19 protein-coding genes are annotated in these 21,746 nt (G+C 63.3%); 12 read left to right on the top strand and 7 right to left on the bottom strand.

Annotated elements, in window-relative coordinates; genetic code table 11:
- Nucleotide 1 precedes the first annotated feature (1 nt).
- The 7 genes from JKG68_RS07235 (at nt 2) to JKG68_RS07205 (ending at nt 7,674) form a co-directional block, all read left to right on the top strand.
- A complete protein-coding gene (locus tag JKG68_RS07235; RefSeq protein ID WP_202057448.1) occupies nt 2-1,060 on the top strand; it encodes an ABC transporter ATP-binding protein in 1,059 nt (352 codons plus the stop codon).
- On the top strand, nt 1,053-1,949 hold the full coding sequence (locus JKG68_RS07230; protein WP_202057447.1) for a carbohydrate ABC transporter permease: 897 nt from the start codon (nt 1,053-1,055) through the stop codon (nt 1,947-1,949). Before JKG68_RS07235 ends, JKG68_RS07230 begins: the two co-directional genes overlap by 8 nt.
- Nucleotides 1,946-2,848 (top strand): carbohydrate ABC transporter permease, encoded by a 903-nt coding sequence (locus tag JKG68_RS07225; RefSeq protein ID WP_202057446.1) that lies wholly within the window; start codon nt 1,946-1,948, stop codon nt 2,846-2,848. The genes JKG68_RS07230 and JKG68_RS07225 overlap by 4 nt, the downstream gene beginning before the upstream one ends.
- Before the next feature lie 36 nt (nt 2,849-2,884).
- Entirely contained in the window at nt 2,885-3,991 is a 1,107-nt protein-coding gene (locus JKG68_RS07220) for a mandelate racemase/muconate lactonizing enzyme family protein (protein WP_202057445.1), read from the top strand.
- A gap of 8 nt (nt 3,992-3,999) precedes the next feature.
- Nucleotides 4,000-5,247 carry an MFS transporter gene (locus JKG68_RS07215; protein WP_202057442.1) on the top strand — a complete coding sequence of 416 codons (1,248 nt, stop codon included), beginning with the start codon at nt 4,000-4,002 and terminating at the stop codon, nt 5,245-5,247.
- 129 nt (nt 5,248-5,376) lie between these two features.
- On the top strand, nt 5,377-6,516 hold the full coding sequence (locus JKG68_RS07210; RefSeq protein ID WP_202057440.1) for an NAD(P)/FAD-dependent oxidoreductase: 1,140 nt from the start codon (nt 5,377-5,379) through the stop codon (nt 6,514-6,516).
- A 774-nt stretch (nt 6,517-7,290) separates the two neighbouring features.
- Nucleotides 7,291-7,674 carry a hypothetical protein gene (locus JKG68_RS07205; RefSeq protein WP_202057438.1) on the top strand — a complete coding sequence of 128 codons (384 nt, stop codon included), beginning with the start codon at nt 7,291-7,293 and terminating at the stop codon, nt 7,672-7,674.
- Nucleotides 7,675-7,692: 18 nt separating this feature from the next.
- On the opposite strand, the gene JKG68_RS07200 is transcribed toward JKG68_RS07205, so the two are convergent.
- The 5 genes from JKG68_RS07200 to JKG68_RS07180 all read right to left on the bottom strand — a co-directional run bounded on the left by JKG68_RS07200 (nt 7,693) and on the right by JKG68_RS07180 (nt 11,969).
- A complete protein-coding gene (locus JKG68_RS07200) occupies nt 7,693-8,076 on the bottom strand; it encodes a hypothetical protein (RefSeq protein ID WP_202057436.1) in 384 nt (127 codons plus the stop codon).
- Nucleotides 8,077-8,808: 732 nt separating this feature from the next.
- Complete coding sequence (locus tag JKG68_RS07195) at nt 8,809-9,453, bottom strand: hypothetical protein (RefSeq protein WP_202057434.1); 645 nt, start codon at nt 9,451-9,453, stop codon at nt 8,809-8,811.
- A 59-nt stretch (nt 9,454-9,512) separates the two neighbouring features.
- Nucleotides 9,513-10,394, bottom strand: a complete 882-nt coding sequence (locus JKG68_RS07190; RefSeq protein WP_202057432.1) for a hypothetical protein — start codon at nt 10,392-10,394, stop codon at nt 9,513-9,515.
- A gap of 188 nt (nt 10,395-10,582) precedes the next feature.
- Nucleotides 10,583-11,062, bottom strand: a complete 480-nt coding sequence (locus JKG68_RS07185) for a hypothetical protein (protein ID WP_202057430.1) — start codon at nt 11,060-11,062, stop codon at nt 10,583-10,585.
- 73 nt (nt 11,063-11,135) lie between these two features.
- A complete protein-coding gene (locus JKG68_RS07180) occupies nt 11,136-11,969 on the bottom strand; it encodes a P-loop NTPase family protein (RefSeq protein WP_202057428.1) in 834 nt (277 codons plus the stop codon).
- 519 nt (nt 11,970-12,488) lie between these two features.
- Here JKG68_RS07180 and JKG68_RS07175 point away from each other — a divergent pair.
- Nucleotides 12,489-12,986, top strand: coding sequence for a hypothetical protein (locus JKG68_RS07175; RefSeq protein WP_202057427.1), 498 nt, complete (start codon nt 12,489-12,491; stop codon nt 12,984-12,986).
- Nucleotides 12,987-12,990: 4 nt separating this feature from the next.
- Here JKG68_RS07175 and JKG68_RS07170 read toward each other — a convergent pair whose 3' ends face one another.
- Nucleotides 12,991-13,410 (bottom strand): hypothetical protein, encoded by a 420-nt coding sequence (locus tag JKG68_RS07170; protein ID WP_202057426.1) that lies wholly within the window; start codon nt 13,408-13,410, stop codon nt 12,991-12,993.
- An 805-nt stretch (nt 13,411-14,215) separates the two neighbouring features.
- Between JKG68_RS07170 and JKG68_RS07165 the strand changes: the two genes are divergently transcribed.
- From JKG68_RS07165 to JKG68_RS07155, 4 genes are all read left to right on the top strand, one after another.
- A complete protein-coding gene (locus JKG68_RS07165) occupies nt 14,216-15,199 on the top strand; it encodes a hypothetical protein (RefSeq protein ID WP_202057425.1) in 984 nt (327 codons plus the stop codon).
- A gap of 320 nt (nt 15,200-15,519) precedes the next feature.
- A complete protein-coding gene (locus JKG68_RS34210; RefSeq protein ID WP_281399089.1) occupies nt 15,520-15,651 on the top strand; it encodes a hypothetical protein in 132 nt (43 codons plus the stop codon).
- A gap of 110 nt (nt 15,652-15,761) precedes the next feature.
- Nucleotides 15,762-16,805, top strand: coding sequence for a DUF4357 domain-containing protein (locus tag JKG68_RS07160; RefSeq protein WP_202057423.1), 1,044 nt, complete (start codon nt 15,762-15,764; stop codon nt 16,803-16,805).
- A 100-nt stretch (nt 16,806-16,905) separates the two neighbouring features.
- Entirely contained in the window at nt 16,906-19,074 is a 2,169-nt protein-coding gene (locus JKG68_RS07155; protein ID WP_202057421.1) for an AAA family ATPase, read from the top strand.
- 1,969 nt (nt 19,075-21,043) lie between these two features.
- On the opposite strand, the gene JKG68_RS07150 is transcribed toward JKG68_RS07155, so the two are convergent.
- On the bottom strand, nt 21,044-21,721 hold the full coding sequence (locus tag JKG68_RS07150) for a LuxR C-terminal-related transcriptional regulator (protein ID WP_202057418.1): 678 nt from the start codon (nt 21,719-21,721) through the stop codon (nt 21,044-21,046).
- Nucleotides 21,722-21,746 lie beyond the last annotated feature (25 nt).

Raw genomic sequence — 21,746 nt, 5'->3', positions numbered from 1 at the left:
AATGGCACGACTTGAAATCCGACAGGTCAGCAAGATTTTTGCGGATCACACGGCCGTTTCCGACGTCAGCCTGACGGTGAACGATGGCGAGTTTCTGGTTCTGCTCGGACCATCGGGGTGTGGCAAGAGCACGCTGCTGCGCATGATAGCGGGACTTGACCTGCCAACCTATGGCGACATCGTCATCGGCGACCGGGTGGCGACCAGGCTGCAGCCGAAGGACCGCAACATCGCGATGGTGTTCCAGAACTACGCGCTCTATCCGCACCTGACCGTGTACGAGAACATCGCCTTTCCGTTGCGGGTACGTGGTGCGGATTCCCGGCTCGTCGACGAGAAGGTGCAGTGGGCCGCTGGCCTCGTGGGGCTGAGCAAACTGCTGAAGCGCAAGCCCCGGCAGATGTCGGGCGGCGAGCGGCAGCGCACGGCCCTGGCGCGCTCCCTTGTGCGTGATCCGGATGTGTTCCTCCTGGACGAACCGCTCTCGAACCTTGACGCGAAACTGCGTCATTCGGCCCGGGAGGAGCTGCGCCAGTTTCAGGACCGCGTCGGCGTGACATCGGTCTATGTCACCCACGATCAGGTCGAAGCCATGGGCCTTGGCGACCGCATCGTTGTCATGCAGGCCGGCACGGTTCGGCAGATCGGCACCCCGGAGGAGATCTACCAGCATCCCGCCGATACGTTTGTGGCCACCTTCATGGGCTCGCCGCCCATGAACCTGGTGTCGCAGGGAGATGTCACCCTGGGCTTCCGCCCCGAAAGCTTCCTGCCCGAGGGCAACTACCCGGCAGGAAGCGACATCACGCGCATCAGCTTTCGCGTCCATCGCGTCGAATATCTGGGCGGCGACCGGCTGCTGTACGGCCACGTGTCCGGCAACTTGCCCGAGACACCCGCCATCGCCCGCATCCCTTCAAGCGTGGCCTATTCGCCCGTCCTCGGATCGGAAACTGCCTTTGCGGTTGCGTCGGGCGATCTGCGGCGCTTCGAGACGGCAAGCGGCAAGGCGCTTTCGACGGCAGTTCCGGCCAGTGAGCGGAGGCTCGCCCATGCTTGAGACCCGCGCGGCCCTCGAAGGCGACCGCACCCTCGCCTATGCGACGCTGGCTCCGAGCGTCGTCTTCCTTGTGCTGCTGGCAGGCGTGCCCACCATCACCGTGTTCGTGACAGCCATGCAGGATATCGGCATGGGCGACATGTCGGGCCCTTATGTCGGGTTCGAAAACTTCGTCTGGGCGCTGACAAGCGAATCCTTCTACACCGCCCTGTGGAACACGTTCATCTGGGTTTTCGGCAGCGTGTCGATCGAGATGGTGTTGGGTCTTGGTCTGGCCCTCCTTCTCAACAAGACCTTCGCCGTTCGCGGCATCGCCCGCGCCGTCATTCTGGCGCCGTATCTTGTCCCCACGGTCGTGGCCGTCCTCACCTGGCGCTATATGTTCCACGACATCGTCGGCATCATCAATGCGGGTCTCATCGCCACAGGGCTGATCGACAAACCGCTGCTCTGGCTCAACAGCGAGTCTCTGGCAATGACGTCCGTGATCCTGGTGGGCGTATGGAAGTTCTTTCCCTTCGCGGTCATCGCCCTGCTGGGCATTCTTCAGGCCATCCCGCAGGAGCAATATGAAGCGGCAAAGATCGACGGCGCCAGCAGCATGCAACAATTCTGGCGCATCACCCTGCCCTATGTGATGCCAGTCTTCCTGCTGACGGCGCTTTTGCGCACCATCTGGACCTTCCACAAGTTCGAGATCATCTACCTGATGACGGGGGGTGGCCCTCTCGACGCAACGACGACGCTGCCGATCCTCGTCTACCTGAAGGCATTCACTGATTTCGAGTTCGGGCGCGCGGCGGCCGTGGCGATCCTGACCTTCGGCATTCTTGGCATCCTGCTCGGCCTGTATTTCATGCTGATCAAGCGTGCGGAGGCCCGCCAATGACGTCCGCGACCCTGTCCGTTGCCTCCGCGGCGGAGCGCCCCCGCCGCAACTACGAGATGGCCGATGTGCACCATCTCGCCTCGCGCATGATGCTCTACCTGCTGGTCTTCACGGCGGTCTCCGTCGTCGGCTTTCCGCTGTTCTGGATGGTGCTGTGCTCGTTCAAGCCCGGCGGAGAGCTTTACGCGACCCCGCCCACCTTCCTGCCGCAGGAGTGGACCCTGCAGAACTACCGCGACCTGTTCGTGCAGACCAACTTTCCCACCTATTTCGCCAACAGCCTCATTGTGGCGGGCGGCGCCACGCTTCTGTCGCTCGTGATTGGCGGCTTGGGCGCCTATAGCCTGAGCAGGTTCAAGTTCTTTGGCATCGCGGCGTTCTCGAACGCGGCGTTGGTTTGCTATATGCTGCCGGAGGTTCTCATCGTTCTTCCGCTCTACATCTATGTAGTCAAACTCGGTTTGGCCGACACGCTGATCGCGCTGATCATCGCCAACACCGCCTTTACCCTGCCGCTCGCGCTTTGGTTCATGCGCTCCTATTTCAATGCCATTCCGGTCAGCCTTGAAGAAAGCGCAATGATCGACGGATGCACGCGCCTGCAGGCCATGTACCGGGTCACCATTCCCCTCGCTCTTCCAGGAATCGTTTCGGTGGGTGTTTTCGCCTTCAATCACGCCTGGAACGAGTTCCTGTTTGCCCTCGTGTTCACCTCCTCCGAGCGCAACAAAACGCTGCCGCTTGGTCTCGCCACCTGGATTGGACAGGACAACATCTACTCCTGGGGCATGCTTCTGGCTGGTGCCGTCCTCGTCACCATTCCCGTGGTCCTGTTTTACCTGTTGGTCCAGCGCAAGCTGGTCGTCGGCCTCTCCGAAGGCGGCGCCAAAGGCGAATAGGCCGCAAACGCATTCCTGCTGAGCTCCGAGGTTCCCATGAAGATCACCAACGTTACCGTGATGGCCGTCGAAATCCCTCTCTCGAAGAACTTCGGCGGCAGCCGGTACAATGTCACGAAGCGATGCACCATCATCACCCGCATGGAAACCAGCACGGGCCTGATCAGTGAGGTCTATAACGGCGACAATCGGGACCACATGCGCGAAGTGGTCGACATCGTCGAGAAGGAGCTCGCCCCATTGGTGATCGGACAGGAGATCTTCGCCATCGAGCGCATCTGGCAGAGGCTCTTCAAGCAGGCGGAGTGGAACCGCGACCGCAAGCTGGTGATGGAAGCCATTGCCTGTATCGACAGTGCGATCTGGGATCTGATGGGCAAGGCCGCCGGCGTCAATGTGTGCCGGCTGCTCGGCGGCTATCGGCAGGAGTTGCCGATCATCTGCATCGGCGGCTACTACGAGGAAGGCAAGACGCTCTCCGACCTCGGCCAGGAGATGGGGCAATTGAAGGATGCGGGTCTTGCGGGCTGCAAGGTTAAGGTCGGCGGATTGTCCGCCGAGGAGGACGCCCAGCGCGTTGAGGCCGCCCGCAAAGGCGCCGGTGACAGCTTCCTGATCGCGGTCGACGCCAACCGCGGCTGGCCGGTTTCGGAGGCCGTGCGCTTCGCGCGCATGATCGAGAAGTACGATATCGCCTGGTTTGAGGAACCATGCCATTGGTATGACGATGCGCGCATGATGGCACAGGTGCGCCGCTCCACGAGCATTCCCATCAATGCGGGCCAGAGCGAAGCCACAAGTGCCGGCGTTCGACGCCTCGTGGCCGAGGGTGCGGTGGACATTGTGAATTTCGACGCATCGGAGGCTGGCGGCATCACCGAATGGCGGCGGGCGGCCGCCCTTTGCGCTTTGCACGACATCGGCGTCGGGCACCACGAGGAGCCGCAGATCGCTCTGCACATGATCGCTGCGATTCCCAACGGGGTTTGCGTGGAGTGCTTTGAGCCAACGCGTGATCCGATCTGGGCCGAGATGATCGCCAACCGGCCCAACCCGAAGAACGGGATCATCCAGGTGCCGCAGGGGCCCGGCTTTGGCCTTGAGCTCAATTGGGACATGGTTCGGCGCTTCCAGGTTCACTGAGCCCGAACGTGACGGCGTTCGATCATGCCGTTCCAGCCGGTTTGAAGGCCCGAAGCCATCGGGTTCGTTTGGCAAAACGCATCCGGCTGTCCTCGGCCTTCGTTCTCATGGCCATGTCGGGGCTCGTTTGGACCTCGTTTAGCCTCTTTCTTGTTGCCCTTGAAGGGGAGTTTCATTGGTCGAGAGCCGAGATCTCGGGCGCCTTCAGTGTCTTTGCCCTGACCAATGCGCTCACCGCCCCGGCGTTCGGCTATGTGCTGGGCCGGTGGGACAGCCGCCGTCTGCTCGCGGCGTCGTCGCTGGTCCTGGGGCTCGCCCTGTGCGGGCTTAGCCTTGTCGGATCGCCCGCCGCCTATTGGATGGTGTTCGGCGTGATCGGCGGCATCGGGAGCCACTGCATAAGCTCATACGCCGTGTTCGCTGTTCTGGCAGGCCGCTTCCGGGAACGCCCTGCAACGGCCATGGCCATCGCCGATGCAGGGTCGGGCCTCGCGACATTCCTGGGACTTCCCGTGATCCACTGGATGATTGTGGAACTCGGATGGCGCGTGGCCTATCTCATTCTCGGCAGCTCGGTGGCTCTCATCGGCGGTGCTCTCCATCTGCTCGCCATGGATCCGCTTCGGCGGACGCACCGGCAGCACAGCGCTCGGCCGTCAGTCCGGCTGCCCCTTGTCTCCCTTCTGGCGCTTGCAGCAGCCTATTTCTGCGGTTCAGCGGCCTATCAGGGGCTCACCACTCAGCAGATTGCCCTTCTGGATCACTATGGCGTGGCCGAAAGCCTTGCCGTGTGGGCCGTAGCCTTGGCCGGCTTGGTCCTGTTCATCTGGCGTCTCACATCAGGCCATCTCTGCGACCGGTGGGGCCCAGGGAAGGTGATGATAATCGCAGCTGCCGGGGTGGTGACAACGTTTGCGTCGGTTGCCATCGGCGAGGCGCTTGCAGCGCCGGGCGCGCTGCTGGTCCTCCCGATGGCGGTCGGCATCGCGTTCGGTGGGCAGCAGGTCCTCCTGGCAGCAAGCGCGCAGCTCATGACTCGTCCTGCCAGCCTCGCGCGCGTGCTTGGCTTCTGTCGTATGGCCTCGGGCCTGGGGATGGCGGCCGGTCCACTCCTCGCCGGCTACGCTTTTGACATGACCGGCCAGTATGGATGGCCGATTGGTCTCCTGGCACTGATGTCTCTTGGACACATGGCAGCCTATACGATGGCATTTGGCTTTGTGCGCGCGAAGCACGACCCCATCGTCACTGCATAGAAGCCATGCAGCCTTGCTGCGCAGCGCGAAAGGCCACTCCGTGTCACCACACTGCTTCATTTCATTCTGTAGGCACCGGCTCGGCCCCTTTGTCCAAGAGCTGTGCGGATTTTCCAGGGAGGGACACCTATGACGGACGCCATTATCATCGGAGCCGGTGTTATCGGCACTTCGGTCGCCTATCGCCTGTCCCAAGCAGGCATTCAGGTCACGGTTCTCGAAGCCGAACGGGTCGGTGGGGGAACATCCGGCGCGAGTTTCGCCTGGACCAATGCGAACAACAAAGTGCCGCGGCCTTATTTCGATTTGAACGTCGCAGGCATGCGTGCCCACGCGGCGCTCGCCGATGAGTTTGCGCAAATTCCGTGGCGGCATGGCGGTGGCCGGCTCGAATGGACGGACGAGAGCGGACGAGCAATCCAGCGGGAAAAAGTCGAGCGGCTTCGCTCGTGGGATTATGCGGCCGAATGGCTCACCGGCAAGGACGTTCACGAGATCGAGCCTGATATCGATTTGGAAATGATCGGTGACGCGCCGGTTGCCTACTATCCCGAGGAAGGCTGGCTTGATCCCGTGGTCTACGCTCAGGCCATAATGACAGCGGCCCGCCGCCTCGGCGCGAGGCTTGAGATCGGTGTTCGTGTGAATGGCGTCGCGCTCCGATCCGGCCGGGTCACTGGCGTGCGCAGCGCCGATGGACGCGTTTTCCATGCTGACTGGGTTATCAACTGCGCGGGGTGCTGGTTGAACGAGGCTGCGGATCATGATGCTCTTCAGGTACCGCTTGCCCCAACAACCGGTTTCCTTGTCTTGACGCCGCCGGTTCCAACGCAGATATCGCGGGTCGTCTGCACGCCGGTGTGTGATTTTCGCCCGGACGGAGCAGGGCGCCTCATGATCCATTGGGGACCTGCTGACGCGACGATCACGCCCGACCTTGCCGTTAATCCCGGTATGACAGCGGCTGAGGAACTTGTCCAACGCCTTGCACGGGTGCTGCCGTGCATCGGAACTGTGGAGCCGGAGGCCGTTCGGGCCGCAACGCGTCCAATCCCAAAGGACAGCTACTCGGCAGTTGGTCGGGTTCCCGGCGTAGACGGATACTATGTTGTCGTCACCCATAGCGGCGTCACCCTCGCGCCATTCCTTGGGATCGCGGTCGCGGATGAGGTTGCCTACGGTCGCACCCGACCAGAACTGGCCCCCTTCCGTCCTGGCCGGTTCTTCGAAACGCACGGGGCCGTCGGTCAGGCCGCGCTTCCAGCATAGCCCGTGGCGAGGCACATTCAACAAAAGCAAAGTTTGCCGGAAAGGCAGCACGAAGGTCTCATCCGTCCCGTGGCCAGGCAATCCGGGACAGGGGACGGATGAGAGCATGTTCGGCGAAAGGAGAGTGATGCCTCCGCAACAGGAGAACTCAAGCGAGCGGTTGACTCGCCTGCAGCCCATGCTCGTGTGTTTGCGAGAAGGTGCCCTGCCCTCCTTGACCTTGCAGAACGATCTTGCCCGTCAGAGTCCGTTGTCGCGGCTCCTCGTCCCAAGCGGCAATGGTCGATCAGCCAAGCACCCTTCCCATCGTATGCGCAGGACGATGTTGCCGAACTACATCCGCCTCCATCGACGCCTTGCCCAATGGGCAGCGGCCGCTTGGTCACCCGGATCTTCTGAAGCCGTTGCGTGAGGCTCCTCGGATCCGCTGCCGCAAGAGGCCGAGAATCCCCGGCCCACAGTCGTGCCGTTGCCGCCCTTTGGGTCATGGGTCAACGTTTCCCGTTGCTCCTTGAGCATCTCCAGGGCGGATCGCGCTGTGCAGTTGTGCTGTCACGCAGCGGACGAGGTGCGGACGTGATGGCCGGCGAGGTCGGCAATGGCAATGGCGGTAGCGCCACCTCCCTAGGGCGCCCGCCTCACTCTGCAAGCGGCATACGCCCGGAACTACCCAAATGGACATCCGTTTACCCAATGTGGATTAAAACTATTCCTCTAATGCATCAGGGCCCAGCACGCTGCAGCCCGCAGGATAAAGGATGTGAGGTGTAGGCAATGACGGATCTGGAACGGATTAAGAAGGCCATCGTCCACACGTTACGCGATGAGGAGTTGGCGTCATTCGCCTGTTACGAGGCTGACGCCTATGCCAAGCTTTGGCCCTACATCGTTGTCGTTGATGACTGGGATGTCTGGAACGAGAGCAAGACAGCCCTCAACCTCCAGGTTATTCGCTGGCTTGAGGAAGAGGATGTTCCCTACACCTTCCACCAGTTTCATCGCGGATGTGGTCTGGTCGGATTCAGCGATCAGGAAACAGCCTCTCGCTTCGAGCTCCGGTGGTCGGGGCGGAGCCGAGTGACATCGGACTCTCCTCAGGGATGGAACCCACACCCTCTGAAAAGCACCTTCGAACCCTGTTCCACGACGAAGCCGTAGTGAGGAGCGCGAAGCATTTCAATGCGGCCTCTCCGGCTGATCTGCGGGAAGGGCAAGGTGGGCACTCAAGATACGAACGATCTCGGCAACATCATTCCTGGGAATCGCGAAGGCGAGTGGTCCATAAGCCGGATGATCGAACGCGAGCAGCGAACCATCAAACTGGGCAACCTGGGCATACCACACCGGATCGAGAATGGTCTCAACCGTCTTCCCGGCAAGAGGCTCCGCCGGTAATCCTCCGATCATCTGGCGTCGTGCTTTTCCGAGCAGGTTGATCACCTTTGTGAGTTGTTCAAGCTCCAACCCCACTGGAGACGATGGCCCATCGACGGGGCCGATCTCAAGGGTCACACTCTTTCGATCATCAGCAACTCGGACGCCGACACGGGCTTGAGCCATGACACACGCCTCCTGCTCACTCGCGAAGGGTTCAATCAGCCTACTAACGTCTAGATTGCCTTACCGATGCAGCAAAAATGTGGGCTTCCTGGAGCTTCTGGTGGCAGTCATAGAGCCGGTGTTAGGAGAAGCCCGCAACCGTGAGACCTGCGCAACAGGGAATAGGCCACATGCGAAACCGGGTAGCGAGGTGTAAGGGCATCGTAGGGGCGATATCCCCCTCCTGCCGTTTGACCTGTGCCGCCCGGAGGTGATCCTCCCGGCTCTTCTCCGTAGTGCGCCCTTCATGCGTCGGGCCTAAATTGTCGAGGTCACAGCCCCCGAGTTCTAGGATCCGAATGTGCACGGCGACCCAGCACTCGGCACACCTTATCGATCTTCTGCTCGCACCGCGTGAACATTCCACCGATGCTGTCCCATACTTGCCTCTGCCGCTTCGGGATCAGCTTGCGCCGCGGTGTGTGCCGACCTCCTCGCTCTCGGCAAACAGCATCAGCGGCTCATGGCTGGTCGCTGTTAGGCTCAGAGCAGTCCCGCACCGGACCTGGAGCAGGATTGTATCGGGGTCGGTGCCCCGCGCGGTGGACCAGACCCTCCCAACCCCGGCACACTGCGTTCCAGCGGCCGATCAGATTCGCACGCTTCTGTTCGCGTATGGGATCAACGGAGACCAACCGCGCCTGCACCCCGGGCGAGGCTACCGTCGCCCGGGGGTCTTGAAGGTCTTCGATTTTATGGCCGCTGGCCGCCCCTTTGCCGAGGGTTTCTCCTACCAGCCCTGACACGCGCTGCATCGAGCCAGACGATTTTTCCTGCGTTGCGCCAGGCATCCACCCACACCGCAAAGGCGCGTTGCAGCCAAAGGGCCGTCTCACTGATCTGGGAGGGATCACTGGGTTCGGCGTAGATCGGCATGGCTAGGACCTGAGCCTCGCTGTCGCCTCCAAGCTCGATCTCGTACTGGACACGACTGATCGTGATCGAGGCGCGAGCGGGATGGCGGATCGTCCCACCGATGTTTCGGGTGTCACCCGTCCCCTGCATCTTGCGGACGGCAGCCGAAACCACCATCGGCGCGATCACATCGAACCCATCTTCCCCGAGGGCAGGACCGACCGCGATGCCCGAAGGGTCGAAGCCAGCAGCCTGCGCCTCGGCCCAGGTGGTCTGGACGAACTCGATGTACCCGTTGATGTGCCCGCGAGCATGATCCCGTGCCTCCTGGGAGGCAAAGGCTTCAGGAAAGCTGGTCTGGCCCATGAGGTAGTCCCTCAATCCATCATTCTCATCGCAGCCTCTGGAGAGCCTCCTCTCGAGGAGATCTGGCGTGTGCACAACAGGGCGCAGGTAGAACAGCGTGTCAGGGGAAAGCGGCATCGGAACCTCCGGTCATATGGATTTAACAGTCTTGGCGTGTGGGTTGTTGAGTGCCCTTGTCAGCCAACACCACGGGCACGCGAACCCGCGAGCGAGGCCGGTGCCGGCGGCAAGGTTCGTTCGCCCCTGGCCCGGGTCTTTGGCGGCAGGCTGCTCCTGACCACAAGCGCAGGCACATCTGTCGCTGGCGAGCCTGCTGATCGTGCGTGCCGCGTGACAGAGGTCGCGGGAGCGGCTTGCGCCTCGGCTCCGGGCAACTCGTCATCGGTGTGATCGTCCGATGACATTCCATTGAACTGCGGATCGTTCAGGGCTTCGATCACCTTAGCCGGAGCACGTGCCATCTCTGTGGCGATCAAGCCCGTTGAAAGATCATCTGCGGATGGGCCCAGGCTTATCTTCAGGGACTCCCCCTCCCCTACGGGCATATCGGCGCCGGTCTGAATCGCGGCACGGGCCAGCCAGCCACCCGGCGGCTTGTAGGGCGCTATGGTGCCTCCAACCGGCCCAAGGATCGGCTTGAGCTTTGCCGCTGTGGTCCAGCCGACATAATGCGGCAGAGGCGACTGGGTGGCGAACGGTCGCAATTCCAGATGCTCCAGTTGCCGCTTCAGGTCGTCGGTCGGCTCCGTCTCCAAGATCGCCATCATGAGCTTCGGCTGCGGCAGGGTCAGGCCCTTGTCGATCTCATCCTCAAGTTGCTCAAGGATCTGCGCTCCCGCCAGACGGGCGAGCTCTCGCGTCTCAGGTGTGTCGAGCACACTCATCCCGTGCAGGAGCACCCCCGTCACCAGGCTAGGATCATTGTTGCAGAGGCCCAGCAATCCGAGGAGCTGAGACACGGCGCCCACCAACTGCGAGGCATCACTGGTGCTCTTGGCCGCCCTCTTCTTGGCAGCCTTGGCGTAGTCGATGAGCGCGATGTCGTTGCGTGCGGCCATGACGAAATTCTCCTCATTAAGGATTGACGGTTCGCTTGAAACCGTGCGGTCGGTGATTGGCCCTTGAACCTTGCGTCCAGCGCCAATGAGGTGTGTTCCCTGGAGCGTCGGGGAGTGCCAGAAGACCAGCGGAGCGCGGGGGACAAAGCTGGGTTTTCAGCCGGAGATTTTCTCCCGCTCAATTCACATCAGGGTGGCTTGGCCTGCCTTGGTCGACGCGGCTTCACAGCCCTCAAGGGTGTCGGGGAGTGAAGCGTCCCAGCCACCTGCCCAGAACGTCTTGGTGGCCCTGATGGTTGACGTGCGGGAAGCCTCAGCGACACCCCGTGCCCGGGCGCGCGCGCGCGTGCGGCACCGCACGGGCCGACGACACCTGCAAGGCCCTTCAGGACATCGCAGCCCCAGTGGGCCACTGTTCCCCAGAATTGCCGGACCGTTCGCGGCATCCGTGAGATGCTCTGCCAGGCCCGAACAATCCATGGGTTGTAGTCCAGAACGAGATCAAGGTCCTGGCCTGCTCGTGCCAGTGCGCTCTCGATCGGGCCGCTCGCGGGCATGGTCACCACAAGCAGGCCCTCCCGCTCCTGGATCGCCTGGGCAATCACCTCGGGCGGATGCCAGCTCTGCCCCAGGGTTTTCAGCCCTCGCTCGACGTGCTCAGCCGTCACTCCGCAGAACCAGCGAAGGGCCACCCCGCGGCAGGTTTCTCGCTCATGCGCGATATCAGTCCAGCTTCGTTGGTCAATCCGCATCGGCTGGAAATCCGAGTTGCCGCACGATCTCCTGGCGTGCCTGTTCAAGGACGGCGGCTAGTTCCCCCTGCCGCGACCTGGCGACGGCCCTGGGAACCTTCCAGTACTCGGCCGCCTGCGTCGCATCCATGTCGGCAAGGGTTTCCCAGGCGACGTCACTGTCCCGCATGGCCAGGGCCAAGCCAGTGGGAATGGCGTGCACATGCAGGCTGCCGCCGCGCTTGATGGTGGGCCCGAGAATGGCCTTGGCCTCGGCGGCGTTGTCCGAATCCGGGTCAAGCCTGCTCCAGTAGGAGTTGGCATCGTTGACCCCGATCGCAATCCTAGCCTTGGGCATCGCACGGCGGAACGCCGCTTCCGTCTTGGCCGCAAGCCTGATCATTTCGCGGTCGTTCCGGACCATGATGACGATCACCGCCGGTCCGCCCTCTGGCAGCTCGGATTCCATGTCGACCCTGCCGAAAAAGGCAGCCACGCGCTCGTCGACATTAGCGCCCGTGTCCCACAGCACCACCTCACCGGCCTCGAATCCGCGCAGCGTACTCTCGTAGCCTTGGCTCAGCGCCCTGTCGTCCGCCTCCGTATCGTTGCGGAGTTCCGCTGCGGTGGGGATGTTGACGGATGTCACGGTCACATGACGGTGAGCATGACGCCGCTGCTCATCGAGCTCAATGATGCGGGTCAGAACACCGCTCAGGGTGAGCGCGGTGCACGTCAGGCCGGTGGCCGTGGTCTTGCCCGCGCCGCCCGAGGTTCCGACGAAGACGATCAGGCTCGGCGGCGATGTCGTGATGGGCGCCTCCCGGCGCAGGAAACTTTGCATCTGTTTGATCCCCTCTGCGGAGTTTTGTCTCTCCTGTTTGGCAAATAGCCAGACATTTGAACCATTGTCAAGCTGGTTGTGTTCGGGCCACAGCCCTAGGCTAGTGTCAGCTGCATTCACAGGAGATCACGGGTGGACCGGAGTGAGCCATGGGAGACGATTGCGCGGCGCACAGCCATACGGTTGGAACAAGCTGGACACGGCCAGCACAGAGCCATTCTTGACGAAATCGCGCGGGAGACCGGTTACGTCACCTCCAGCTTGCGCAGCATGGTAACCGTCCTGCATTTCCTGGGGTTCCTCGAAGCCCATGATGCTGATCTTGCAGCGGCCGCCCGCAGCTTGAGCTATATTGTTCTTTCCATCATCGAGCGCTGGTGGAGGCACGATCCGGAGGGCGCTGAGACTGCCTTGATGTCATTTCTCCGCTCTCCGGAACCGGTACGAACGCTGGCGGATCGAGAGAAGGCTGCACGGCGTATGAATGGCCCAGCCGAGCCAAGCTCCAACGATGCTGGCTTGGCTAAGCCGGCACCGGATGCAACCGTGTTCTTGTCCCGGGCCCCAACTCCACGGATTCGAGCCGGCAACCATGCTGCCCTGCTGTCAGTTCTTCATGATCATCGGTTCGTTGATGGGGCCCAGGTCCCGGATGGGCGTGGCCAGCTCCAGGTCCACCCCAGGAGAGGGGCGCATGGAAGCTGGAGCGGGCAGCGTCTGGAATGGCGAGCGGCAGATGAACTGTGGCGCCGGCGCAAGGTCGGTGCGGTTGGCTATCTCGGGACGCATCCGGCGGTCGCCGCCTTCGAGGTGAGGTCATCCAGCAGCCCCGACATCCTCCGTGATCGCGCACCCGAACTGATCCTGCGTGGACATGGCCTGCGAGCCGCCGCTGATTGCGTGCTGATCATCCTGCCTGATGCGAAGGCCGCCGAAGTTTTCGACCGGATCGACCTGGGAGCCCCCTATGTCAACGGGAGCTGCGATGTTTGGTGGCTGTACCGCGACCCTACATAGATCCTTAATGCGATCCCGGCTGACCGAATTTCTGCGCCCGTGCCTTGAGACGGGCAAGCTGTTCGCGGCGGCCTTCGCTGTCAGGCGCCTCGTCAGGGCCGGACCGGGTTGCCTGACCTCTGACAGCCGGATTGGACGGCGCAGGCGCGGAGGCGCCTGGCCCGTCCGCCGACGCACCCATCTGAGCTTTCCGCGCCCTTGTCACGGCACGGCGAAGTGCGCTGAGGGTCACATTTGGCGCGGTTTCGCGGGTCAGGTGGAGAATTCGCTCGAAGATCCTTTCGGCTGTGTGCCCGTCGGACCGGAGCGCGTCGAGTGGCCCCACATACTTATGCATCACACGTGCAACGATTTTTGGACCCAATGGACCGGCCAGGTCCTTGGCGATCAACTCCGCAAGCGTGATCGGATCTGGTGGGGTCATCAAACCTCCCTGTGATCGAGCTTCAAGATGGCCACAACGATGGGCAAGCGGTGCCAAGCTCCAGAACGTCCCGTGCCATCGACCCTGCCCCTTGATCATCCGGATAGTGCAGCTAAACTGCCTCCGTCTTTGATCTCCATGGGCCGATTTGCAGAAGATTAAACTGAATTGGCACCTGCTGCAGAGCAATTAAGACATTTCGCGACATTTTTCCACTAAATAAGACATGTTTGGACATCAAATCCGCTTCCTAGGTTTGGGTAAGTTCCTCTAACTTCGATGTTTTCCGGATCACCCGCCCCGTTGATCACAACATTGTGATCAACGGGGCGGGTTGCGCCATGTGCAGCCTGCAGCTGCCTCCTCCAGCCCAACATTCCAAGGCACTGATTGGTTTGTGTCTTGCTCCGAGTTGCGGCAGGCTCGGTGATGTTCGAATGCGCGTGATGAGATGCTGATAGTCTGGCAGCACTCACCTCGCCTTCAAACACCAGCTATGGAAAGCGATAGGAAGGGCATTTCAGAAATGGTTCATCGGACAGTCCTGAGCAAAGTTCGAAGCCAGCCCGCCGCGCCTTTGCCGCCGTGGGCGCCAGCCGATCCCACTCTCGATCCTATTGCCAGCGCCTCGACACTGATACTCCAAGCAAACGTCGCCCGGCCACTCGAAGAAGCTCCTGTACAGGCTAAAGCGAAGAGTAACGTAGGTGATCGGGGCCCGCTGAGGCTTGCCAACTCGCACAAACCCCCGAAATCCCCGAGCGCAAAGACCCGGACGTCCTACGCGGCTCGGGCGCAGGGCCTCATGAAACGCTATCGCGTCGAGACCCTCGAAAAGAACGAAGAGCGGCCGACGCTTGCAGGCTTTGTCGATTGGCTGGCCGACAGAAAGCCGGAATTCGGCACGGCAACATGGCGCCTGTACAAGGCGTCCGTCGTCTGGGAGCTTAGGGTCGCCGTCGCCGGCTGCGAGCGGGCATTGGCGCAAGGCGAAAACACCGCCCGCGAAACCCGCCGGATCGCGAAGCTGCGGGAGGCTCTTGAGCGGCTCCGGCGCGAAGGCCAGACAGGAGCAAAGACCCGCACGGACCGTACCTCCGCCACGAAGTGCAAGCGGTTCCCGCAGCAGGCTCGCGACATGATCCGGGCGGCGCTGGTCACGTCTAAATCCGGCTATGCCTCCCCGCTGCGGGACTATCTGCGGGCAGGCGTGCTCGCGGGACTTCGCCCGCAGGAATGGCCTGGCGTCGAGCTCAGGCCCGCCCCGGACGGATGGGCACTGGAGATGGTCGTGCGCAACGCCAAGCATGACGAAACGCGCGGGAATGGCAGGTTCCGGACGCTGCGCTGGCGAACCCTCAGCGAGGAGGACCGCCAGATTCTGGTGCGCTGGGTCACCCACGCGAAGGGCGCATCCCGGAACGGGTCCTATGAGGTGCTGCTCGAAGGCCTTGCGCGCCTCCTGCGCGATCACTGCCGCGGTCTCTGGCCGAGGCGGAAGCAGCACTACACGCTGTACTCCTGCCGGCATGAATATGCGGCCCAGGTCAAAGCCGGCTACACCGATCCCGCCGCGGTGGCGGCCCTGATGGGGCACGCATTCGACGCAACGGCCAGCAGTCACTATGGGCGCCCGCGCCGCGGTGGAGAGAAGGCAGCGATCCCTCTGCCGGAGCCGGATCCGCAGGAAACCACGCGGGTTCGCGGCAGGCTCGGCAAGCAGCTGGCGAGACTGCACGCTCACCGTGCGCAGGCCGCAGGCGATGTTTCGGCCCCCGACTTGTCCTGAAGAGCTTGGCGGTCGGTCGCATCTCCGCCTCGATGCCCGGACCCAGCAACGTCGGTCGTCAGAGCATGCTGGAGACAAACCACCCGATCAGGATCGGGAAAACCGCTGACCAGGGTTTGTAGACATGCTCACACGAGGCCGGGAGGTTCGGCAGGGGCTGTTAACCATACGCCGAATCTCGTCTTGCCCCCGGCGCCCTGTCGTGCCACGTTCAGTGTGCAGCCTCAGCTGCTGGTCACCCCGAAAGGGCGGCCGCTACTAGTGGTACCAACACCGGTAGCGACCTGACCATTAACCCTCATCCGTAGGAGATGAAGATCATGGCTGGCAACAGCACTAGCGCCTTCCGCCTCAGCGCGGAAGCCCAAAATGTCCCCGCCGACCGCTTCCGGTCCGCGGCCTCCCCCTCCTTCGTCGGCAAACCCGTGTTCGGCCTCAGGCGCTTCGCCTGAGACCCACGGCTTTCTTCCGCACATCCCACGCGACGGGCTGACGCGCTGATTGCGCGCCTTCCGGCTCGACCGGCGCCTAGCCCTGTTCGCGGCTGACTTAGGAGCACCACATGTCGCTTTCGTCCACCCTGCGCTCCGTGCGCAGCTTCTTCGGCTCGACCCCGGACCAGACCGGGCCGAGCCTCCCCCAGCCGTGCCCGGGCCTGCCGATGCAGGTGAGGCCGCTCACCGGCACCCCCGCTGGCGCGCGCCTCGTCACCTCGCCGGCAAGCTGTCTCATGGTTGGCGTCGCGCCAGTCTTCGAGGCCGCGCACCTGTTCGCCGTGCCTGAGTTCCAGGGCCCGACCTGCTATGGTCTTGCCCACCACGGCATGCTCGCTGATCTCGGCGTGGCCGAGATCGACGCTCCGCAGCTGAGGGTCGGCGAGACCATCCGCATGCCGGGGCGCTACGCCGACCACCGCACCCAGCCGCCGCTGCCAATCGAGGACGTCCTGCTCATCGGCTCCCGCGACCGAGACTCCTTCGGCCGTGACGAGGTCGTGGCGCTGCAGGAGGTCCTGACCGAACTGGCGTCCGCCGCCGGCCGCTATCAGGTCACTGGCGCGCCGCCGACCCGATCCTGGCTGCGCCAGGTCAACCCCGCGCTCGTCGAGCGCTGGCTTGCCGACCTCCGGCCCATGCTGGTCAGCGCCGGCTGGATGGTGTTCGAGCCGCGAGGACCGCTGCTTCTGCCGCGTGGCAGGGCGTTCGAAGCCCCGACACGGGAGGTGGCCGCAGAGCCCCAGCCTTCCGCCGGTTCTCCGCCCGCCGTTCCGTCAGGCTTCACCACGGCCTTTCCGCCGGAGCTCCTGGCCCAGGCGGAGGCACGACGCTACAGGCTCCACCACCAGGGAGCGACGGCACGGGTCTGCGTGGTCGAGGACTGGACGATCCTTGAAAAGGGGTCGCTCGTCCGCCGCCGGGATCGCTCGGGCATCCAGCTCTGCCTCGCGCGAAAGCGCAACCAGCTCATCGGGCAGGGGCTCCTGCGCCGGACCAGGCGAAAAGGCCTCTTGCGGCTGACCCAGGACATCGCGCTGCCCTCGCTGACCAACGCAGCGCGCGTGGTCACCGGGGACAACGTGCCCCGGACGCTCTGGGTCCCTGCCTGACCCTGCTCCCGCGGCCTGCCTGAGCAGGCCGCTCCTCTCCTTAATCCCTTCCCATAGCGACGCCGCGCGCGACCGCGCCGGCGCTCGCCGGAGCACGCCCATGTCTAGCGACACCATCTCGACCGACACCCCTGCCCGCCTGCCGCTCACGGCCGAAGCCCCGGATCAGGCCGCGACCCCTGCCTGTCCGCCAGAGCCGGCTGCCGGCCCTGCGCCCGCCGACCGCCTGCCCCTGCCGGAAGTGAGCATCGCCGCCGCTTCTACCGACGACCTGTCCCTGAGCTTTGATGACTTCATGGGGATCGCGACGGAACCGGCCGCGGCGTCCCAGGCTGCCAGCACCCCGCGCCAGGCCAAGCCTTCCCCTCTCCGCCTGATCGTCGACACAGCGGTCAGATCGGCCTTGAGCCGCACGGTGCTGGCGAAGCTCAGGAGCCTGCAGCCCGTCGTGATCATCCTGCAGGTGCCGAGCCCCGCCTGGGTCGATCCTGTCCGGTATGCCATCGAGACCTTGGCCGGCGGCGGCATCGAGGTGGTGAAGGCTGCGGCCCGGCCGAAGATGACATCCAACGGCCGCGATGACCGAGAGGATGACGCCGTGCGGGTCATCGCCATGGGCAGACCCGTGATCGGCATTGCGCCCTCACCGGATTACCTGCCCCGGGTGCTGACAGCAGCCGCTGATCATACCATCGCCGTTCCGGCGCCCGACCCTGCCCTGATGCGGCAGGTTCTCGCCCGCTGGTGCGGGACGCAAAAGCCGGTATTCCTTCGGCCTGAGGATTTGGCCGGGCTCGACCTGAGGGATCTGGCAGTAGCGCTGCGCCCGCACACGACGCCCCGCGCCTGTGTGAAGCGCCTGAGACGGGCCTCCCGGCTGCGGGTCGGACCGCCTGAGGCCGACAAGGCGCCTCCGCTCCAAGCCTTGAGCGGCTATGGCAAGGCCAAGGACTGGGGGATGGGGCTCGTAGCCGACATCGCGCGGGTAAAGGCCGGCAGGCTCGATCCCGCAGAGCTGGAAGGTGCTATTTTTCTCGGCGCCCCCGGGACTGGCAAGACCCTGCTCGCCCGCAGTATTGCCAGCGAAGCAAGGGTGCCGTTTCTGAGCACGAGCGTGGCGCGTTGGTTCGGGAGCACGGAAGGTTATCTGAACAATATCATCCAGGAGATCGACCGCTTCTGCGATGCCCTGCTGCAGGCCATCCGCAGCGGCAACGCCCGCACCGCCATCGGCTTCCTCGACGAGGTCGATGCCCTGCCCAGCCGGGCCAGGCTTGGACCACGTAATGCCGATTTTTGGACGGCGGTCATCACCCATTGCCTGATGCGATGGGAGGAGTTGCGCCGGGCCGGCATCATCCTGATCGGGGCGACAAACCATGCGGATCATGTCGACCCCGCGCTCCTGCGCCCAGGCCGCTTTGACCGGCAATTCGAGATCCTGCCGCCGGACGAGGCCGGGCGGCTGGGCATCCTGAAGATGCACCTGGGGTCCGATCTTGCCGATGCCGACCTCACGCTGGCGGCGCGCCTGAGCCATGGGGCTACGGGCGCGGTGCTCGCCGGCCATGTCAAGGGCGCCCGCCGCCGGGCCCGAGGTGCGGAGCGTCCCCTGTCGCTGGACGATCTCCTCGCCGAGATCGCGCCCGCCGACTTCCGCACGGCGGAGGAGATCCGGACCATTGCCCTGCATGAGGCCGCTCACGCCGTCAGCGCCCATCGGCTTGGGCTGGCCGTGGTGCAGGTCTCCACCTTGCCCTCGGGTGACGCCGCCGGCGCGACGACGCTGCGCCTGTCGGGCGGCATTCCGGATCGTCCCCACCTGGAGCGGCGGGCGCTGGCGCTGCTCGCGGGCAGGGCGGCCGACGTGGTTCTCGGCGCCGGTCCCAATGCCGGAGCCGTCCAGGACCTGCTCGAAGCCACCCGGGTCGTCACGGGCCTGCACGCCTCCTTTGGCCTGGGAACGAGCCTCGCTCATCGGGTAGCGCCCGTCGAGGCCGAACGCCTGCTGCAGTGGGATGTCAGGCTAAGCGAGCTTGTCGAAGCCGACCTCCAGCGTCTCATGCGTCAGGCAGAGGCCCTGGTGCGTGCCGACCGGAATGCCATCCTGGCGGTCGCCGAGGTGCTGAGGGTGCGCCGGGTCCTCACCGGAGACGAGGTGGCCGGGATCATGGCGGCCTATCCTCCGCGCCTGCGGATCAGGGCGGGGCGCGCCGTTAGGGCTTCGCTGGGCAACGAGGCCGGTCCCGGGCTCGACCGCCCGGCGTGAGCTGGGCGACCGGTCAAGGAGACGGATCCCGCCTGTCGCCTTCGTCACGCCCCGGGATGGAACTTGCAGGATCTGAATGGTCTACAATCTGCCTGCGGCTTGCCTGCCCCCTCCGGGGGAGGCGAGCCGGGCATCGATGGGCCCAATACCATCGCCAACGCACTCAATCTCAGCGGCTGGCATGGCGGATGTCCGGATGACGCGACAGGTGGACTGGGCCGTGGCATCACAGCGGGCGAGCTTGGACTATAGCCTGCAGGCGCCGCTCGCCAGCCGTCAGATGGGTGTAAACTCCGAGGCAGGGCATGATGTCATGCGCGGAGTACGGCGCCGATACCGTCCTCGACCCGGGACGAGGCTCGCATGAACATCGTGATCCAGGCCCATGCCCGTCCTGCGCGAGCCGAGGCCGCCGACAGGATGCGAGCCAAGGAGCCGGTGGTGACGGGAGCGCCGTGAGCCCCGCCTCGTGCGAGTTCGTTGAGCGTGTCTTGCAAGCACTGAACTCCACTGCTCCGGCCACTTCGTGCCTTGACCATCTCCATGTCGGGGCGTTAACGGGTGCCTTTGGCATCTCCATCGAAGTGCTCGGCCGTCCGGAAGGAATGACCTCAGCACCGTCGCGGGCCCGAGTGCCAAAAGCTGGTTCAGGCCCTGCGCGTCTTTGCTGCTGCCAAGGAGGGCTCGAGTCCAGACAGTGCTCCAGGTATAGGGTGTTTGTGGCTGCAAAAACTCAGCCGACCTCCTCCATGAGCTGATGTGATCGCTCAAACAGGCCTCTCACCGCCTGATCAGCCTGATCACCTAGTGGCAGCGAGCCTGGTCACGAGCGCGCTGTGGTTCCGCTGGGACACTCCCCTGCCGGTCGGTGGGACATCCGCCTGCCCAGACGGCGTCAACCCAAAAAAGATGAGTTTGCTTTCGACTTCCGGCCGCCCCCAGTTGATACAGCCGATGCCGTGTCTCGGGCCCGCCATGCCGGCCTGGGTCGATCCCGGCCTCGCAGGCAATCCACAACGGTGATGGGCGGAGCGAGGCTTAAACACTGCGCGCTGAGCTGGAGCATGATCCCGCGGTCACATCTGGAGGCCTCCCGCCTCGGGACATGGCGGCCCTGACACCTGTGGCATTTGAGGCCAGTTGGGCTGCGTCAAAGACTCAGGCCTCCCGCAGCCCCACCAAGGACGACGCGTAGATGGCAAACGGCACTTGGCCCAGCTCGTCGTTTACCGGCACCCGGTGCGGCAGCCCCTCCATCCCAGGGCCGGATGAGATCCATGATGCGGCTGACCTGGCCTGTGCCGGCTGCGGCGCTCGGTCCGCATTCAAAGAACGAACCAGTCAAGCGATCCTGCGCAAGATTGCCAGCGGCATGACCTCCGCGGAACGTGCCAGCAGCGATATCGCCGTCCAGTGTTGGAGGCCTCGACCGGCCACCCCCAAGGAGCAATCTCCTCGTGACCGGCGCGGTCACCTGGATCGCGAACCACAGGCGAATTGATTCAGATTGGCGGGAAGCATCCCCGGCACGGCGTCGATCGGCACACAGCTGTGCAGGTATTACCCGATGGAAACCAGACCAATTGCAGCGCATTATCGAGCGATGATGCCTAGGCTGCAAGCGTTCAACCCGACAAAATCTGCAAACAGTCGGTGCGCCGTAAAGATATAGGAAGGGCCGCCCCCCTTGTTTTGTGGTGTAGGCAGCCCTTCACTGATATCACTGTATCTGCCCCCAGAATACAGCGTGCCGGCAAGTGTGTTTTTACATGAAAATACTTTGGTAATGTGCGCGGCTGCTGTTCTGATAGCCTATTGGCATCTCACGACTCAATTCGGGCAAATGGCCTAATGCTCCTGCTGGGACGAGCCTAATCCCCGTTCGGTGCTCTAGCCGGAGCGGCTGAGGAGAAAGGATGATCTGGAAAGATCGTGCGTTTGTTCCTGTCGAGAGCTCCCGGGTGGATTGTCACATCCCCGACTCGCGCAGGTGAAACTGTTGTGCGCCCGCCGCAGCGGCTGCGGCTCTGGTGTTGACACCAAGCGCCCGAAACAGGCCCGCCATGTGAACCTTGATTGTTCCCTCCCCCAAGCTGAGCGTTCGGGCTATTTCCTTGTTTGACTTACCCTTCAGGAGGAGTTCAAGCACCTCCCGTTGGCGCGGGGTCAGGTCGTCGGGGACGCTGGTTTTTGACGGCTTTGCACTAAGAACCGGCCCTTCCGTTGCCAGGGATGCCGTGCTGACAATGGATGGAGGAACGTAGATCCTCCCATCGACAATCATTTTAAGTGCCAGCGTAAGCTCATTGGGGCTTTCATTTTTCGGCACGTAGCCATGAGCACCAGCATCCAATGCCATGAGAATGTCGTGCCTTCGCACTGAGGTCGACACAACGGCGACGAGAACGCCGGGGAAGCAATCGCGCACGCCTGTCAGACTGGAGGCGCCTTGGACGCCGGGCAGATTGAGTTCAAAAACGCTCAGCCAGGTGTGGGGTTGTCTAATGAGATGATCGAAGGCTTCATCAAGGGTGGTCGCGTGATAAACAACTGAGAAACCAAGTCTCGTCGTCAGGATAGTCTCAACAGCAAGCCTAAAGTACTCGTCTGGATCGGCAATAAGTGCTGCTCGCCGTGGCTTATCCATGCCAACCCCTTTCGAGATAGCTCCG

This window comes from Microvirga aerilata (assembly GCF_016743775.1).
Taxonomy (GTDB): domain Bacteria; phylum Pseudomonadota; class Alphaproteobacteria; order Rhizobiales; family Beijerinckiaceae; genus Microvirga; species Microvirga aerilata.
The sequence above is the reverse complement of the archived record's forward strand: the minus strand, read 5'-3'. Positions and strand labels throughout refer to the sequence as shown.